Origin of the sequence: Streptomyces sp. NPDC058637 (assembly GCF_042717325.1) — a bacterium.
In the GTDB taxonomy this organism is placed as follows: domain Bacteria; phylum Actinomycetota; class Actinomycetes; order Streptomycetales; family Streptomycetaceae; genus Streptomyces.
The window spans coordinates 253,551-271,475 of record NZ_JBHXRD010000002.1 but is presented as its reverse complement, the minus strand read 5'-3'; the positions used below and the strand labels follow the sequence as shown (position 1 = coordinate 271,475).

At 74.3% G+C, this 17,925-nt stretch carries 2 protein-coding genes and 2 pseudogenes; 3 read left to right on the top strand and 1 reads right to left on the bottom strand.

Annotated features, from left to right (window positions below):
* Window positions 1–13 precede the first annotated feature (13 nt).
* The 3 genes and pseudogenes from ACFWVP_RS03250 to ACFWVP_RS03240 form a co-directional block, all read left to right on the top strand.
* Window positions 14–5,911 carry an SDR family NAD(P)-dependent oxidoreductase gene (locus ACFWVP_RS03250; protein WP_384493211.1) on the top strand — a complete coding sequence of 1,966 codons (5,898 nt, stop codon included), beginning with the start codon at window positions 14–16 and terminating at the stop codon, window positions 5,909–5,911.
* 73 nt (window positions 5,912–5,984) lie between these two features.
* Window positions 5,985–12,638, top strand: a pseudogene (locus ACFWVP_RS03245) (beta-ketoacyl synthase N-terminal-like domain-containing protein); the annotation flags it as partial.
* Window positions 12,639–14,005: 1,367 nt separating this feature from the next.
* Window positions 14,006–14,301 (top strand): annotated as a pseudogene (locus tag ACFWVP_RS03240) (HEAT repeat domain-containing protein); the annotation flags it as partial.
* A 639-nt stretch (window positions 14,302–14,940) separates the two neighbouring features.
* Here ACFWVP_RS03240 and ACFWVP_RS03235 read toward each other — a convergent pair.
* Complete coding sequence (locus tag ACFWVP_RS03235; protein WP_384493305.1) at window positions 14,941–17,832, bottom strand: AAA family ATPase; 2,892 nt, start codon at window positions 17,830–17,832, stop codon at window positions 14,941–14,943.
* Between the last annotated feature and the right edge of the window lie 93 nt (window positions 17,833–17,925).

Sequence of the window (17,925 nt, the reverse complement as noted above, 5' to 3'; positions counted from 1 at the left end):
ACAAGGAGAACCCGTGTCCGGTACCCGCCCTCAGGTGCCCGTCGCCGTGGTCGGAGTCGGCGCGCTGGTACCCGGCGCGACGGACGCCGCGGGCTACTGGCGGACGGTGATCGGCGGCCGGGACCTGATCACCGAGGTCCCCGCGTCCCGCTGGCTCGTCGAGGACCACTACGACCCCGACCCGGCCGCCCCCGACAAGACGTACGCCCGCAAGGGGGCGTTCCTGCCGGAGGTCGACTTCGACCCGCTCGCCTACGGTCTGCCGCCCACCAGCCTTCCGGCCACGGACACCGCCCAGCTGCTCGCGCTGATGGTCGCGGACCAGGTCCTCGCGGACGCCGGCGGCCTGTCGCGCGTGGACCGGGACCGGGTCGGTGTCGTCCTCGGAGCCGCCGCCCTGGAACTGCTGTCCCACATGAACGAGCGCAGCCGGCGTCCGGTGTGGCTCAAGGCGATGCGGGAGAGCGGACTCGCCGAGGCCGAGGCGCAGGCCGTGTGCGACCGGATCACGGACCACTACGTGCCGTGGCGGGAGTCGACCTTCCCCGGGCTGCTCGGCAATGTGATCGCGGGCCGGATCGCCAACCGGTTCGATCTGCACGGCACCAATCACACGACCGACGCGGCCTGTGCCAGCTCCCTGGCGGCGCTGTCGACGGCGGTCGGCGAACTGGCACTGGGCCGGTCCGACCTGGTGATCAGCGGCGGCGTCGACACCGCGAACGACATCGGCATGTTCATGTGCTTCTCCAAGACGCCCGCGCTGTCCCCCAGCGGTGACTGCCGGCCGTTCTCCGAAGCGGCGGACGGCACCATGCTCGGCGAGGCCGTCGTCATGTACGCGCTCAAGCGGCTGTCCGACGCGGAGCGGGACGGCGACCGGATCCACGCGGTGATCCGCGGGATCGGCACCTCCTCCGACGGCAGGAGCACGGCGATCTACGCGCCCCTGCCCGCCGGCCAGGCGCGGGCGCTGAGGCGTGCGTACGAGGAGGCGGGCTACGGTCCGGACACGGTCGAGCTGGTCGAGGCGCACGGTACGGGAACCAAGGCCGGGGACACCGCCGAACTGGCCGCGCTGAGCGCGGTGTTCGGTGAGTCCGGGCGTACGGACCGGCAGTGGTGCGCGATCGGCTCGGTCAAGTCGCAGATCGGCCACACCAAATGCGCGGCAGGTGCGGCGGGACTGCTCAAGACGGTCATGGCCCTGCACCACAAGGTTCTGCCCCCGACCATCAAGGTGGACCGGCCCGCCCCGGCGACGACCGTCCCGGACAGCCCGTTCTACGTCAACACCGAAGCCCGTCCGTGGGTGCGGCCGTCCGGTCACCCCCGCCGGGCGTCGGTGTCGAGCTTCGGTTTCGGTGGCAGCAACTTCCACGTCACACTGGAGGAGTACGTACCGTCGGACTCACCCGGTCGTGCGGCCTGGCGCCACCGTTCCGCTCCGACCGAACTCGTCCTGTTCGGCGCCGCTTCGGCGGCCGCCCTGTCGGGAGCCGCGATCGACGACCGGCCGCTTGCCGAGATCGCGCGGGAGAGCCACCGTACGTTCTCGCCCACCGACCGGGTGCGGCTGGCGGTCGTCGCCACCGGCACCGAGGACCTGCTGGAGAAGTTCGCGCAGGCGACCGCGCTGATCCGGGCGCGGCCGGACACGGCGTTCTCCACGCCGTCCGGTGTCCAGTACGCCACGGCGGCCACCTCACCCGGCCGGATCGGCTTCCTCTTCCCGGGCCAGGGGGCGCAGTACGTCGGCATGGGCGCCGACCTCGCCATGCTGTCCCCGGCCGCCCAGGACACCTGGGACCGGTTGGGCGGTGCCGGGTTCGACGGCCGCCCCCTGCACCGGGTGGTCTTCCCACCGCCTGCCTTCACCGACGAGGAGCGTGCGGCCCAGGGCGCACGGCTGACCGCCACCGAGTGGGCGCAGCCCGCCCTCGCCGTGCACGGTCTCGCTCTGCTGGAGGTGCTGCGGGGGCTCGGGCTGCGGCCGGACTGCGTGGCGGGCCACAGTTTCGGCGAGCTGGTGGCCCTGCACTGCGCCGGGGTCCTGGACGCGGAGTCCCTGGTGGGCCTGGCCCGCAGGCGCGGTGAGCTGATGCGGGACGCGGCCGTCGCGCCGGGCGCGATGCTGGCGGTCGGCGCGGACCGTGACCGGGTGGCGGCCGTGCTGGCCTCCGGCGGGTTCACCGACGTCTGGCCGGCCAACCACAACTCGCCCCAGCAGGTGGTGCTTTCCGGGACCACGGAGGCGATCGAGGCCGTGGAGAGGACGTGCGCCGCAGAGGGCGTCTCCACCCGGCGGCTGAACGCGTCGGCCGCCTTCCACAGTCCGCTGGTCGCCTCGGCCGGTGAACCGCTCGCCGCGTTCCTGCGGGACGTCGCGATCGCGGGCCCGGGGATCGAGGTCTACGGCAACGCGGACGCCGCACCGTATCCGTCGGAGCCCGACGAGGTGCGCGACAGGATCGCCGGTCACCTGGCCTCGCCGGTGCTCTTCCACGACCAGATCGAGGCGATGTACGCGGCGGGGGTGCGGACCTTCGTCGAGGTCGGCGCGGGCGCCACGCTGAGCGGTCTGGTCGGTCAGATCCTCGGCGACCGCGAGCACGCGGCCGTCCCCCTGGACCGGCCCGGCCGGTCCGGGGTCAGCAGCCTGCACACCGCGCTCGGCCGCTTGGCCGTACGCGGTGTCCCGCTCGACCACGACCACCTCTGGGCGCCCTACGCGCCGCCCGGAACAGCGAAGGAGCGCGAGCCCAGGATGACCGTGAAGATCAGCGGTGCCAACTACGGTCAGCCCTACCCGCCGGCGGGCGGGGCCGCGGCGCTGCCCGCACCGAATCCGCCTGCTCCGGAGCCTGTGCCGGCACCGGCACCCGTGCCCGTGCCCGTGCCCGAACTCCCGGGGGGTTCCGACTGGTACGCCATGGTCGAAAGTGTGCAGCGGCAGACGGCGGAGGCCCACGCGGCCTGTCAGCGCATGCTGATCGACAGTCATATGGCGTTCCTGAGGATGACGGAGGCGACCTTCGCCGCGATGCTGGGGTCGCCCGGAGCCCCTGGCGCGCTCGGTGCGGCCGTCTCCGGACCGCCGCTCGCGGCAGTCCCTCCGGCTCCGCCGCAGCCGCCTCGGCAGGTGCCGTCCGCACGGACACACGCATCCGCCCCGCACCCGGCGACGGTCCCGCCCGCCGCACCGGCCACCGTCATGGCGCCCCCGCCGGTCCTCGCCCCCGTACCGCCGCGCACCGTGCCGGAGACCCCGGACGTCGCGCCTGCGGTGACGGTCGCCGAGCCCGCCGACCCGTCGCCGCGGGAGATTCCCCCGCCCGAGCTCGAGGAGCTGCTGCTCTCGGTGGTGGCCCGGCTCACCGGATACCCGGTGGCGATGCTCGACGCGGACATGGAGCTGGAAGCGGATCTGGGCATCGACTCGATCAAGCGCGTCGAGATCCTGTCCGCCGTACGCCGGCAGGTGGGTGACGCTCCGGCGGGGGACATCGCCCGCCTCGGCAAGCTCCGCACCCTGCGCGAGATCGTCGACGCGCTCACCCCGGGTGCCGGCACCGGCACCCCGCCTCCGCAGGCCGCCGTCCCGGAGATCCCGGCCATGCGGGACGCGCCCGCGCCACGCGCCGGACTGACCAGGCTCGTGCCGCGTTCGGTGGAGGCACCGGCGTCCGGCCTGGCGATGGCGGCTCTGGGCGACGGGCCGCTCGCGGTGGTGGGGGACGACTCCGAGATCGCCGTCCTCGTCGCGCGGAAGCTGACGGGTCACGGCATCGACGCCACCGCCACCACCGGCGTTCCCGAGAACGCGCACGGTGTCGTGCACCTCGGCGGCCTGACAGCGGCCGGCTCGCCCGACGAGGCCCGCGAGGTCCACCGGTCCGCGTTCCGCACGGCACGTGCGGTCGCCGCCCGGACGGCCGCGCGGGGCGGGCTGTTCGTCACCGTGCAGGACACCGGCGGTGACTTCGGGCTCGACGGCCGCCGTCCGGACCGTGCGTGGCTCGGCGGAATCGCCGGTCTGACCCGGACCGCGGCCAAGGAGTGGCCGGAGGTTTCGGTCAAGGCGATCGACTGCGAGACGGGCGGGCGCGACGCCGACGCGGTAGCGGAGGCGATCGTGCACGAACTGCTCGAAGGCGGCCCGGAGCCGGAGGTCGGCCTGCGCGTGGACGGTAGCCGTACGACGCCCCGGGTGGTACCTGCCCCGCCGGCACCCGGGACGCCGCGGATCACGGCCGAGTCGGTGATCGTGGCCACCGGAGGGGCTCGGGGTGTGACGGCCGCCGCGCTGCTCGACCTGGCCGGGCGCCACCGGCCGCGGATCGTCCTGCTCGGCCGGACCGGTGCCGTCGTGGAGCCGCCCGGCCTGGATTCGGCCACCGACGAGCCCGCGCTGACCCGCCTGCTCGCCGAGCGCTCGGCAGGTGACGCGGGTGACGCGTCGCCGGCCGCCGTTTCCGCACGGGCCCGGGAGATCCTGGCGGCGCGTGAGGTGCGGGCCACCCTGGCACGGCTGGAGGCCGCCGGCTCCGCCGCGCGGTACGTCACCGTCGATGTGCGGGACGGCGACGCGGTAGCTGCCGCGCTCCGCGACGTACGGAGGGACTGGGGGCCGATCACCGGCCTCGTGCACGGCGCCGGGGTGCTGGCGGACAGGCGGATCCGCGACAAGACCGACGACCAGTTCGACCTGGTGATGTCCACCAAGGTCGACGGCCTGCGCGCGTTGCTGGCCGCGACGGCCGACGATCCCCTCGACGTGATCTGCCTGTTCTCTTCGGTGGCCGGCGTCTTCGGCAACGCGGGACAGAGTGACTACGCGATGGCCAACGAGCTGCTCGCCCAGGTGGCGTCGGCCGAGCAGTCCCGCCGCCCCGGCTGTCTGGTGCGGTCCCTCGCCTGGGGTCCGTGGCACGGCGGAATGGTCACCCCGGCCCTGGCCGGGCACTTCGGCCGGTCCGGGGTCGCCCTCATCCCGCTGGAGGAGGGGGCCGCCGCCTTCACGGCCGAGCTGGACGGCGCGGCCGGGGAGCCGCGTGTCGTCATCACGGCCGGCGACGGTGCCACCGCCCTGTCCGGTGAGCCGCGCCCCGCGCAGGTGCGGGTCGGGCGGAGGACCCATCCGCAGCTGTCCGACCACGAGCCGGCCGGGGTTCCCGTGCTGCCCGTGGCGATGGTCCTGAACTGGTTCGCCGGGGCGGCCGCGGCCTGGCGGCCGGACGCGACCGGCGTGGTCCTGCGCGATCTCCGGGTGTTCAGGAAGCTCGTCCTGCCCCGGCTCGCCCACGAGGGCCACCGGCTGACCGTGCACGGCAGCCGCGGCACGGTCGGGGATCCCTCGAACCTGGACGTGGAGCTGCGGGCCGAGGACGGCGTTCCGCACTTCCGGGCCGTGCTGGCCTTCGAGCCCGCCCGCGATTCGGCCTTCGGTGCCGGGGAACCGGATCCGGCCGCCTGGGTCACTCCCGCCGGGCTGACGCCGCCGGCCCGCCAAGAGGTGTACGACGGAGGGGTCCTCTTCCACGGCCCCCTGTTCCGGGCGGTCCGCACCGTGCACGGGGTCTCCCGGCACGGGGCGGAGGCGACCGTGGCGGGTCTGCGCGAGCTGGGCTGGCCCGGCGACCACTGGACGCTCGACCCGGCCGCCGTGGACGGCGCGCTCCAGCTCGCCCTGGTCTGGGCGGAGCACGTACTCGGTGACGCGACACTGCCGATGGCGGTCGCGGAGTGCAGGGTGCACCGGGGCGGCCCGGTGACCGGCACGCCGCGGTGCGTGGTGCGGGCACGGAAGGCGCATGACACGGGGGCGCGGTGCGATGTCGCGCTGATCGACCCCGACGGGTCCGTGCGCGTGGAACTGCGTGGCGTGGAACTCGTCCGCCGCCCCTCCTGAATCCGGGCGGACCGCCCCCCCGACCCGAGCAGCGGCCGACGGCCATCCGTACCGCACGCGAAGTGAGATCTGTATGGGATTCGAACCGATCGCCGTCGTCGGCCGGGGCTGTGTACTGCCCGACGCGCTCGACCCGGATACGTTCTGGGACAACATCGCCGCAGGCCGGCGGAGCCTCTCGGCGGTTCCGGACGACCGGTGGAGGCTGCCGCGCCACTGGGCCATGGGCGCGGTGGACGACCATCTGGACCGTACGTGGACCGATGTCGGAGGCTACGTACGAGGTTTCGATTCCGTCTTCGATCCGGGTGGCTTCCTGATCGACCCGGAACAGATCCTCGGGCTGGACCCGCTCTTCCGATGGGTCCTGCACGGCGCCCGTCAGGCGCTCACGGAGGCCGGGCGCGAAGGGCCGCTGCCGCGCGCCGGCCTCGTACTGGGCAATCTGTCCTACCCCACGGAAACGGGCTCGGCGTACGCCGAACACGTATGGCTGTCCGCGCAGCGGCCGTCCGTGCGCGATGCCCTGCTGACGGGTGGGCGCCGGGTCCGGCCCGACGCGCGCAACCGCTTCTCGTCGGGGCTCCCCGCCCATCTGGCGGCCCGGGCGCTCGGGCTCGGCGCGGGTGGATGGGCGCTCGACGCCGCCTGCGCCTCGTCGCTGTACGCGATCAAGCTGGCGTGCGACCGGCTGCACGACGGCACGGCGGACCTGATGGTTGCGGGAGCGGTCAACCGGGTCGACAACCTCTATCTGCATGTGGGGTTCTGCGGGCTGGGGGCGGTGAGCAGGACGGGCCGCAGCCGGCCGTTCCACCAGGACGCCGACGGGCTGATGCACGGTGAGGGCGCGGGGTTCGTCGCGTTGACGCGGTTGTCAGACGCGCTCGCCTCCGGCCTGCCGGTGCTCGGTGTGATCCGGGGTATCGGGCTGTCCAACGACGGGCGTGGCCATGGGCTGCTCAGTCCGGCGGAGGAGGGCCAGGTCCGGGCGATGCGCCTGGCGTACGCCTCGGCGGGCATCGCGCCGGAGACCGTCTCGCTCGTGGAGTGCCATGCGACGGGGACGCCGGTCGGGGACGCGGTGGAGGCGCGCGGCATGGCCCGGGTCCATGCCCGCGGCGAGGATGTGCCGATCGGTTCGGCGAAGTCCAACGTGGGCCACCTGCTGGCCTCGGCGGGGATTGCCGGGCTGCTGAAGCTGCTCGGCGCGATGCGTACGGGGATCCGTCCGGCGACGCTCGGCGCCGATCGTCCGCTCGCCGAGCTGCGTGGCACTCCGCTGCGCGTGCTGACCGGACCGGAGCCGTGGCCGGGGCGGCGCAGGGCGGCCCTGAGCGCCTTCGGTTTCGGCGGGACCAACGCCCATCTGATCGTGGACTGCTGGGACCGCGACCAGGTGTTCGCCGCGCCCGCACCGTCGCGTCCGCGTGCGGACACCCGGATCCCGGACCCGCCCGTGCCGCCCCCGGAGCCTTCCGGCCGCCCCGCCCCCGACGTGCCGGGGCGTCGGGCGCCGGTGGCGATCGTCGCCCTCGGTGCCCGGGTCGGTGACGGGGCCGATACGGAGGACTTCCGCCGCGCGGTGCTCGGCGGCGAGCGGCGCGGTCCCGTCGCCGGGATCGCCGTGGAGCTGACGGATCTGTGCTTCCCGCCGCTGTCCCTGGAGCACACCGTGCCCCATCAGCTGCTGGTCCTCGAAGCCGCCCGTGAGGCGGTACAAGGGGTGTCCCTGCCCCGCGAGCGGACCATGGTGGTCATCGGGATGGGGGTGGATCCCGAGGTGGCGCGGGCCGGGGCCCGGTGGCGGGTTCCGTACTGGCTGCGGCAGGCCGGGGAGGCCGGCGACGCCGATTCGCTCGACCGCGCCCGGGACGCCTTCGTGTCCCCCATGACGGCGGAACGGGTGGTGGGCAGTCTGCCCAATCTCGTGGCGAGCCGGATCAGCACCCAACTCGACCTGGCGGGTCCCGGTTTCGCGGTGTCGGCGGAAGAGGCTTCCGGTCCGGTGGCGCTGGGCCTCGCGGCGCGGGCCATCAGGGCGGGTGAGGCCGATGCCGCGCTCGTCGGCGCCACGGACCTGTCGTGCGGGCTGGTCGCGGGCACCGCCCTGCGCGAACTGGGCCACGAGTCGGAGCCGGGTGACGCCGCCGTGGTCCTGGTCCTCAAACCGCTCGACGCCGCCCGCGGGGACGGCGACACGGTGATCGCGCTGCTCGACGAGGACCCCACCGGCGTACCCGACCTGGTCGTCGGCGACGGGGCCGACGCCGCGTTCGACCCTGCGTCACTCTTCGGGCGTGCCCACGCGGCGCAGGGGCTGCTGTCCGTCGCGGTCGCGGCGGTCGCGCTTCGGCACCGCGTGGTGCCGTGCGCGGACAGGCCCGCGGACCCCGGCGCGTTCCCCCGGACCGCCGCGGCCGTCGTGTCCCCGCTGGAGGGGGCGCCCGCCACGGTCCGGCTGTGTGCCGGTGACCCCCTGCCGTGGCTGCGGGGGCAGGCGCCTCGCCTGCACGTGTTCTCCGGGGGCGACCGCCGGGAGGTGCTCGCCGCGCTCGCGTCCGGCAGGGAGTCCTCGGACGGCCCGGCCAGGCTGGCGCTCGTGGTCGAGGGCGAAGGCGGGCTCGCGGCTCGTGCGGAGGCCGCGCGTCGCTGGCTGGCGGAGGGCGGGATCAGGCCGGCCGACGTGTTCTACCGGGACGGACCGGTGACGGGGCGGACCGCCTTCGTGTACACCAACGGCTCGGCCTCCTACCGGGGCATGGGCCATGAGCTGATGCTCGCGCTGCCGTCGCTCGGCGAGGCGGTCAGGGCCGAACACGGGCCCGTCGCCGCCTGGGCACGCCCCTGCTCGGCGCCGACGGTGCTGGACCGGATCTGGGGTGCCGCCGGGCTCGCCGCCGTACACACCGAGCTCACCCGGAACATGCTCGGCCTGCGGCCGGACGCCGCCATCGGCTACTCCTCCGGCGAGTCGGCCGCCCTGGTGGCCCTGGGGGCGTGGCCGGACGCCGCGGGGCTGTACGGCGCGGCCAAGAACAGCGGTCTGTTCACGACGGAGCTCACGGGTGAGCTCCGGACGGTCCGGCGCGCCTGGGAACGTCTGGGTGTGCGGGGTTCCCGCTGGTCGAGCTACCTGGTGGGCGCGCCCCTCGGCAGGGTCCGTACGGAACTCTCGGGCGAGGTCGCCGTGCACCTGGTGGCGGTGAACGCGCCGGACCTCTGTGTCATCGGCGGCGAGTCGCGGGCGTGTGCCGCCGTCGTGGCCCGGCTCGGTGACGTCCAGACCATCCCGATCGACTACGACATGGCGGCCCACGTACCGGAGTTGGCCGGGATCCGCGACCTGTGGCGGGAGGTGCACCACCGCCCCACCGTCGATGTGCCGGGCGTGCGGTTCTACAGCGGGGCCACCGGGCGGTCGTACCGCCCGACGCCCGAGCGCGCGGCCGAGGCACTCACGGCCCAGGGCCTGGGCACGATCGACTTCGCGGCCACGGTCGGACAGGCGTGGGCCGACGGGGTCCGGGTCTTCGTCGAGCACGGGCCGCGCGGGCTGTGCACCGGCTGGGTCAAGCGCGTGCTCGGCGACCGCGATCATGTGGCCGTCGCCCTCGACGCCCCGCGGGGCGAGGGCCTGCGGCAGTTGTGCCTCGCCGTGGCCGAGCTGGTCGTCGCCGGGGTACCCGTGCGGGCCGAGGAGCTCTTCCGCAGCCTCGGGGCGGCTGCCGTGGGCCGTACCAAGCCGGGGCCCACCGTCACGGTGTCCGTACCGGCCACACCCCGTCTGCCGTCCCTCCAGGCACCCGCCGTGACCATGCGCAGGGCTCCCGAGCTGGCGCCGCTGCACGGGTGGGAGGCCGACCTGTCCGCGGCCCCGGCGGCCGTCGAGGTGGTGGGACCACGGGCGGAGCGGCAGCCGGGGCCGACGGACGTACGGGCTCTGGTCGCCCTGCAGACTCGCCGGGTGACCGCGCTCCATCAGGAGATCACGGCCCTGCACACCGAGACCCATCTGCGCTTCCTGCGCACCTCCGCCCAGGCGGTGGCCGCACTGACGCGCACCGGAACGGGTGGCGCGATGCCCGCCGGGACAGGTCGCGGGACGCCCCCGCTGCCCGTACGGCTGCCACCCGCAGCCGCAGCCGCAGCACCGTCACCGCGCACCGCATCCGCCGCAGCACCGTCGCGCACCGCATCCGGAGCCGCAGCACCTGAGCCGCACACCGGACCCGGTGCCGCGCCCCTGCGGCAGGGCTCTCGCCAAGGGCCGCTGCCCGGACCGAGGTTCGACCGTGCCCAGCTCGAACACCTCGCCTCGGGCCGGATCTCCGCGCTGTTCGGTCCCCGGTTCGCCGCGCAGGACGCCTACGCGGTGCAGACCCGGATGCCCGAACCGCCCATGCTGCTCGCCGACCGGGTCACCGGCATCGACGCGGTACCGGCGGCGCTCGCCGGACCCGGTCAGGTGCGCACCTCGGGGACGATCTGGACCGAGACCGATGTCCGCCTGGACAGCTGGTACCTGGACCCCGCCGGCCGGATGCCGGCCGGTCTGATGATCGAGGCGGGCCAGGCCGACCTGCTGTTGATCAGCTGGCTCGGGGTCGACCTGCTCAACCGGGGTGATCGCGCCTACCGGCTGCTCGGCTGTGAGCTGACGTACCACGGCAGCCCGCCCGAGGCGGGCGACACGCTGCGCTACGAGATCCATATCGACGGCCATGCCGAACACGACGGCGTGCGGCTGTTCTTCTTCCACTACGACTGCTCCGTGAACGGTGAGCTCCGCCTGAGTGTCCGCAACGGCCAGGCGGGGTTCTTCACCCGTGCGGAACTCGCCGACAGCGCCGGGGTGCGGTGGGATCCCGCCGACTGCCCGCCCGGTGACGGGTTTCCGCTCGATCCGCCCGCCGTGCGCTGCGAGCTGACGCACTTCACGGCGGAGCGGGTGCGCGCACTGTCGGAGGGGCGGCCCGCGGACTGTTTCGGGCCGGGCTGGGAGGCGACCGCCGCCCATGTCCGCTCCCCCGGCATCGACGCGGGCCGGCTTCGGCTGTTGCACGAGGTCACCGAGTTCGATCCGGCCGGGGGCCCGTGGGGCCGGGGCTACCTGCGCGCCGAGACGCCTGTGTCGCCGGAGGACTGGTTCTTCGCCGGGCACTTCAAGAACGACCCGTGCATGCCGGGCACCCTGATGCTCCAGGGCGGCTTCCAGGCGATGGCCTTCTATCTGGCGGCCATGGGCTTCACCGTCGGCAGGGACGGGTGGCGCTTCGAACCCGTGGACGGCTCCCCCTGTTCGGCGGAGTGCCGTGGTCAGGCCACCCCGGAGAGCCGCCGGGTCGTGTACGAGGTGTTCGTGCGGGGCGTCTCGTCCGGGCCGCTGCCGACGCTGTACGCCGATGTCCTGGGCACGGTGGACGGGGTCAGGGCCTTCCACGGCCGGGACGTGGCGCTGCGTCTGGTGCCCGACTGGCCGCTGTCGCACTGGCGGCGGCTGGGCCCGCCCGCCGTCCAGGACAGCGGTGTCCCGGTGCCGCTCGCGGCCCTCGGCGGGCTCGACGGCCATGCGGAGGTCCGTCCGGTCGCCTCGGTGGGCGGATTCCCGTTCGGTTACGCCTCGCTGCTCGCGTGCGCCTGGGGCAGGCCGAGCGAGGCGTTCGGTGCCGCGTACACGCCGTTCGACGGTACGCGCAGGGTCGCCCGGCTGCCCGGTCCGCCGTACCACTTCATGAGCCGTATCGCCGAGGTGGACGGCCCGCAGGGCGGTATGCGGGAGGGCAGCGCCGTCGTCGCGGAGTACGACGTGCCGGACGCGGCCTGGTACTTCGAGCAGAACGACGGCCGGACGATGCCGTTCGCCGTACTCCTGGAGGTCGCGCTGCAGCCGTGCGGCTGGCTGGCCTCCTACGTGGGCAGCGCGCTGACCACCGGCACCGACCTGCTGTTCCGCAACCTCGACGGATCGGGGACCGTGACCGGCGAGGTCACTCCCGCGACCGGGACCGTGCGCACGGACGCCAGGCTGACGCGTGTCTCCCGCAGCGGCGACATGATCATCGAGTCGTTCGACGTCACCTGTAGGGCCGACGGGGAGCCGCTCTTCGAACTCTCCACGGTCTTCGGGTACTTCCCGCCCTCGGCCTTCGACCACCAGGCCGGTCTGCCGGTGTCGGGGGAGGACCGGGCGCGCCTCGACGAGCCCTGCGACCGCACCGTGGACCTGACCTCCCGGCCCGGCCGTTACTGCGCCGGTCCGGCGCGTCTGCCCGGTCCGATGCTGCTGATGTTCGACCGGATCACGGGGTACTGGCCGGACGGGGGAAGGGCGGGGCTCGGCCGGCTGCGGTCGGAGAAGGACGTCGACGCGGACGAGTGGTTCTTCGCCGCGCACTTCTTCCAGGACCCGGTGCAGCCGGGTTCGTTGGGCATCGAGGCGATGTGCCAGCTGCTGCGGTTCCACCTGATCGAACGCGGGATGACGGCCGGTGTCCCGGACCCCCGCTTCGAACCGGTCCTGCCCGGACGCGAGATGACCTGGACGTACCGCGGCCAGATCACCCCGGCCAACCGGCTGATCAGGGTGGAGATGGACGTCCTGGAGGCCGGGCACGACGCACGGGGTCCGTACGCGACGGCGGAGGCGTCGCTGTGGGGCGACGACACGTGCATCTACCGCGTACGCGGGCTGGGCATGCGCGTGGTGCCGGGGGGTGGTCCCGTCACGGCGCCGAGAGATCCGTCCGGGCGGGGGGAGGGCCCCACCGGCAGGCCGGAAAACCCATCAGGAGCTTCCATGGGTGATCCGTCAGGCCCTGCCACGGGTGGTCCGACCGGCCCGGGTACCGAGGAGCTGCTGGATCCGGGGATCGACAGGTGGGTGGCGGATCACTGTCCGACCTGGACGGTTCCGGTGCTGCCGATGATGTCCGTCCTGGACCGGCTGGCCGGTGCCGCGGCGGACCGCACCGGCCGGCGGGTCGTCGCCGTACGGGATGTGCGGCTCCGCCGCTGGATCCCGGTGTCCGGGCCGGTCCGGCTGCGGACCGAGGCCGTTCCCGGTCCGGGCGGGGCCGATGACGGGCTGGGCGGTGTCGGGGTGCGGCTGCTGGTGTGGCGGGAGGCGGAGACTGCGGCCCTGTCGAGGTTCGAGGAGGTCGCGACCGCGACGGTGTGGGTGGGCGACCGGGCCGCCGCCGGACGGCCCGATCCGTTCGCGCCGCTGCCCGACGCGGAGACGCGGCCCGACCCGTATGCCTCCGCCGAGCTGTTCCACGGCCCGGCCTTCCGGTATCTGACCTCCTGGTCGACCGGGACTACCGGTTCGTCGGGGGTTCTCGACGCGGGGCGCGGAACCGTGCCGCCGGGACACCTGAACCAGGGGCTGCTCGACGCCGTCGTGCAGGTGATCCCGCACCAGGGCCTGTGGCGGTGGGCCCCCGGCATCGGCGGTGACGAGGTCGGATTCCCGCACCGGGTCATCTCCCTGGACCTGTACGAGGTGCTGCCCCGGGCCGGTCTCGCGTCGGTCGAGGCCCGCTTCGCCGGATTCGACGGCGGCGACAGGTCGTTGCCGGTGTCCGATGTCCAGCTCATCGTCGAGGGGCGGGTCGTCGCCGCGCTGCGGCTGGTCAGTGTGCTGCTGCCGGTGACGGCCCTGGTCTCGGGTTCACCGGCCGAACGCCGGGAGTTCGCCGGGCGGCGCCCGGTGGCGGGGCTCGGTCTGTCCCGGCAGCGTGACGGGGTGACCGTGCTGAGCGCCGAGGACGTGGAGGGCCTCGACTGGCTGCGCGGCACGGTGGCCCAGGTGTGGGGTCTTCCGTCGGGGGCGCGCGGGCGGGACCATCTGGAGCTGATCGCGGTCAGGGAGCACGTGGGCCGGCCGGCCGGGGTCCATCCGTCGGCCGTGGAGGTGGCCGCCGATCTGCGGTCCGCGCGCGTCGCGGGTGCTGCGGGGCCGGCGCACCGCGTCGAGGTGACGCGCGTACGGGACACGGTCACGGTCCGGTCGGCGGCGGCCCCGTGACCTCGGTGCCCGTCCCTGTGCCGTCCGAGGCCGTTGTCGGTGGCGCCCCCGGCAGACTCGGGTTCATGTTCACGGGGATCGATGACGTCGACTGGGCGTCCATGGGCCATGCGTACGGCGACGTGTCCGATGTGCCGGATCTGCTGCGGGGGGGGCGTCCCCCGACCCGGCCGAGCGGGAGATCGCGCTCGACGGGATGAGGGGTGCCGTGCACCATCAGGCAGACGTGTACGACAGCACCGTCGCGTGTGTCCCGTTCCTGTTCGAGCTCGTCGGGACGGCCGGTCCGGCGGGGCGCGGGGAGCTGGTCGGCCTGCTGTGCGGCATCGAGGATGACGGCCGCGACCCCGAGGTGATCGACGGGCCCGGGAGGCGCTCCCGGAGCTGCGGTCGCTCGCCCGGGACTGCGCGCCGCATCTCCACGTCGACACGGCGGCGGCGCCGTGGTCGGTCGGGGGCGAGGCGGGAGGCAGCGTTCCGCCTCTGCTGACGGCGGCTCTCGGCGCGGAGCACCGGTCGCAGCGGCGCGACGCGCTGCGGGTGGTCGCCGGAACGGGGACCGGGGCGGCGTCGTTGCTGCCCGAGCCGCGCGTACTCGCGGGGTCGCCGGCGGAGAACGGCGGCCGGGTCGCGGGCGCCCCGGCGGTGGCCGTGCGGGAGGCGGGCCGGGATGCGGAGGAGGCCCTGTCGTTGCTGCCGTGCGCGTGTTCGGCACACCCTGACAACCGTCCGGTTGTGGCCGGTGTGTGGGCGCGGTCGGGTGCCGCGGCGGCGCCGGCGTTGCCGCGTGCGGAGTTCGCCGCGGCACGCCGCCACAACTCGGGCGGCAGGGGCAGGATGCGCTATCGCTGCGCCGGTGCTGCGGCACGCCCGTACCGTGCTCGGAGCGTGCGGCGAGGGGTTCACGCCCGGGACGCTTCCGGATGGGGCCTGATCAGGCCTTGTCCGGGAGCGGAGTCGGTTGCGTGCGGCCGTCCAGGAGGCTGGGGCGTCCTGGGTCTCAGGAGCGGGCCATCAGGGCGGCGAGGCCGGCGCGGGTGGCGACGTCGGTCTTGCGGTACACGCGGGACAGGTGCGTCTCGACGGTGCGTGGGCTGAGGTAGAGCCTGGTGGCGATGGCCTGGTTGGTGAGGCCTTCGGCGACCAGTTCGGCGACCTCGCGTTCGCGGGCCGTCAGGGAGGCCAGCCGCTGCGGGGTTCCGGACGAGGTGGCGGGTGCGGCGGGCCGTGTCATCTCCGCCAGGCCGATCAGCAGTCCCGCGCCGCCGGTGGTGGCCAGCCGGTGACCCTTCTCCCACATGGCGGTCCCGCGCGCGCCGAACCCGGCAGCCGTCATGGCCGGGGCGGCGAGCAGGAGTGACCTGGCCTCCCAGAACACCGCGCCGGACCGGGCGCATTGCGTTGCCGCCTCGGACAGCAGCGTCGCCGCCGTGGCGGGGTCGCCGCCGTGCAGGGTGAGCTGTGCCGCGCTGCGCAGGGCGGAGGCGCGCTGGACGGGAAGGCCGAGCCGATCCGCCTCCTCGCGGGCCTGCTCGGCCCAGGCCGACGCGGAGTCGACGTCTCCTGTGGCCATGGCGGCGGTGACGAGGAGTTCCGACAGGAGGGGGCGCATCGAGGGCTGCAGTCCGCGCAGGTCGTCGCCGCCCGCCCGGAGCAGGGCGTCCCGGGCGCGGTGCGGGTCGCCGCCGGTGAGCGCCGCGTAGCCGAGCATGCTCCAGGCCATGGACGCCCGCCAGTTGTCGCTGGGTCCCATGGAGGCGACGGCTTCCTCGGCGGCAGCCAGTGCCTCCGGGGCTCCGGGCGAGGAGGCCGCGACGAGCACCTGTGCCTTGTTGGCCAGGACGAACGCGAGCAGTTCGCCGCTTCCGATGCCCCGGGCGATGTCCTCCGCCTCGTACGCCAGTTGTCGGGCCGACGGCAGGCGGCAGGTCTGGATCCGTACGTGGGCCTTGCACAGCAGCAGGAGCGGCAGGAGGTAGACCTGCCCGCTGCGGCGGGCGATCCGCAGGCCCCGGTCGGCGTGGCGTTCGGCGTCGGTGAAGCGGCCCAGGAACGCTTCCGCCCATCCCAGCCTGCCCAGTGGTTCGCACAGTGTGGTGAGGTCGTCGTCGGGCAGGCCGTCCACCAGTCCGGCCGCCTGTCCGGCGTACGCGGTCGCCGTGGCCACGCCGCCCTCGTATGCCTCGCCGAAGGCGGCGACCGCGAGTGCTCCCGCCTCGCCGAGTTCGTCCCCGAGGGAGCGGGCTTCGGCGAGTGTGCGCGCGACCTCGCCCCGCATCCGCGGATAGGGGGTGTTGTGCGGTGCGGACGAGCTCAGTTCGAGCCCGATCGCCACCCTGTCGGACGGCGAAGGCTGCGGCTGCCTGCTCAGCTCGCGGCGCAGGAGCGCGAGCGCCTCGGGGTACCTTCCGAGGTGTCGCTCCATCAGGGCGCAGAGCACCACCGCCGACGTCCTGACGCGCCCGTCCGCACCTGCCGTGCTGATGACCTTGTGCAGCAGGTCCCGGCTCTCCCGCAGGCCGCCGGCGACACCGAGCGCGCGGGCGCGGCGCAGCATCAGATCGCTTCGCTCGGCGGCGTGTTCGACCGTGTCCGGTAACAGCCGGAGTGCGACCTGGAGCCAGTGTGCGCAGCTCGACGGCGCCGTGGACGCGGTCTGCTCGGCGGCCTGCTTCAGCAGGGTGACCGCCTGCGGGTCCCAGGCGGTCACCAACCGTTCGATGTGCTGGGCCTGTTCGACCGCCGGAGCGCCCGCGTGGGCCAGTTCGGCGGCGGCGGCGCTATGGATCTCGACGCGCCGCCGGGCGGTGGTGGACTCGTGCACCAGCGTGCGGAGCACCGGGTGGCGCAGTGCCGGTCGGCCGGCCGTTCCCGGTCGCACGAGGTCGCGCCGGACCAGGGTGTCGAGATCGTCGTCGAGCTCGGCCTCGGGGCGGCCGGTCGCCCTGGCGATCACGGGGGGTTCGGCGTGATCGCCGAGCACGGCGATCGCCTCCAGGATCCGGCGCTGTGGCGGGGTCAGTGGGGTCAACTCGTTCAGCAGGAGTGATCCGAGTCCGCTCGGCAGTTCCCCGAGGCCGTCCGCGGTGAGGGCCGGGGCGGAGTCCGGGTCGCGCGCGGCGCCTTCGCGGTGCGCGTGGACGAGGGACAGGAAGTACAGGGGGTTGCCCCCGCCGGCGGCGTAGAGCTGCGCGGCCCGGTCGCGCGGCAGGTCGGGGGCGAGCCCTTCGACGCATTCCTGTTCCGCGAGCGGCCCCAGCCCGATCCGGATCACGGCTTCGGTGTCGACTCCACGGGTGAGTGCGGCGGTGAGCGGCGACGGGGTCTGGCGGTCCCGGCGCGCGAGGACGAGCCCGACCGGGCCGACTACGGGGTGCCGGACGAGGTGGTCCAGGAGTTCCAGTGATGCCGGGTCGGCCCAGTGCATGTCGTCGAGCGCGATCACCAGGCCGCCCTCCTGGCCGAGCTGTGCCAGCAGCCGTGCCACCGCCCGGTGGAGCCCGAAGCGGTCGGCGGTGGGGGTTCCCGGCGCGGGGGCCGGTCCGGCACCCCGGCCGCCGAGGATCGGCGCGACCGCGTCGAACAGCGCCGGTGCCACCCCGGGCGGGCGGTCGTCCAGATCGGCGAACGCGTCGGCGAACGGCTGGAACGGGAGGTGCCGCTCGTACTCCGTGGCCCGGCCGCGCAGCACCGTCACCCCGCGCCGCCGGGCGCGCAGGCAGAACTCCCCCATCAGCCGGCTCTTGCCGATCCCCGCCGCGCCGGTGACGTCGACGAAGGGTGGGCCGCCTTGGCCCATCCGGTCGATCACCGTGTCGAGCAGCCCCAGCTCCGCCGTGCGGCCGACGAGCGGGCTCCCGCTGTCGCGGTGCGTGGGGGCGTCGCAGGACACTCCCACCTGTGTGATCTCTCTGCCGAACTCCACGGCATTGTCTACCACGTTGAGCGGCAGAGTGTTCGAGAGTCACACATACCTCGCGCCCTG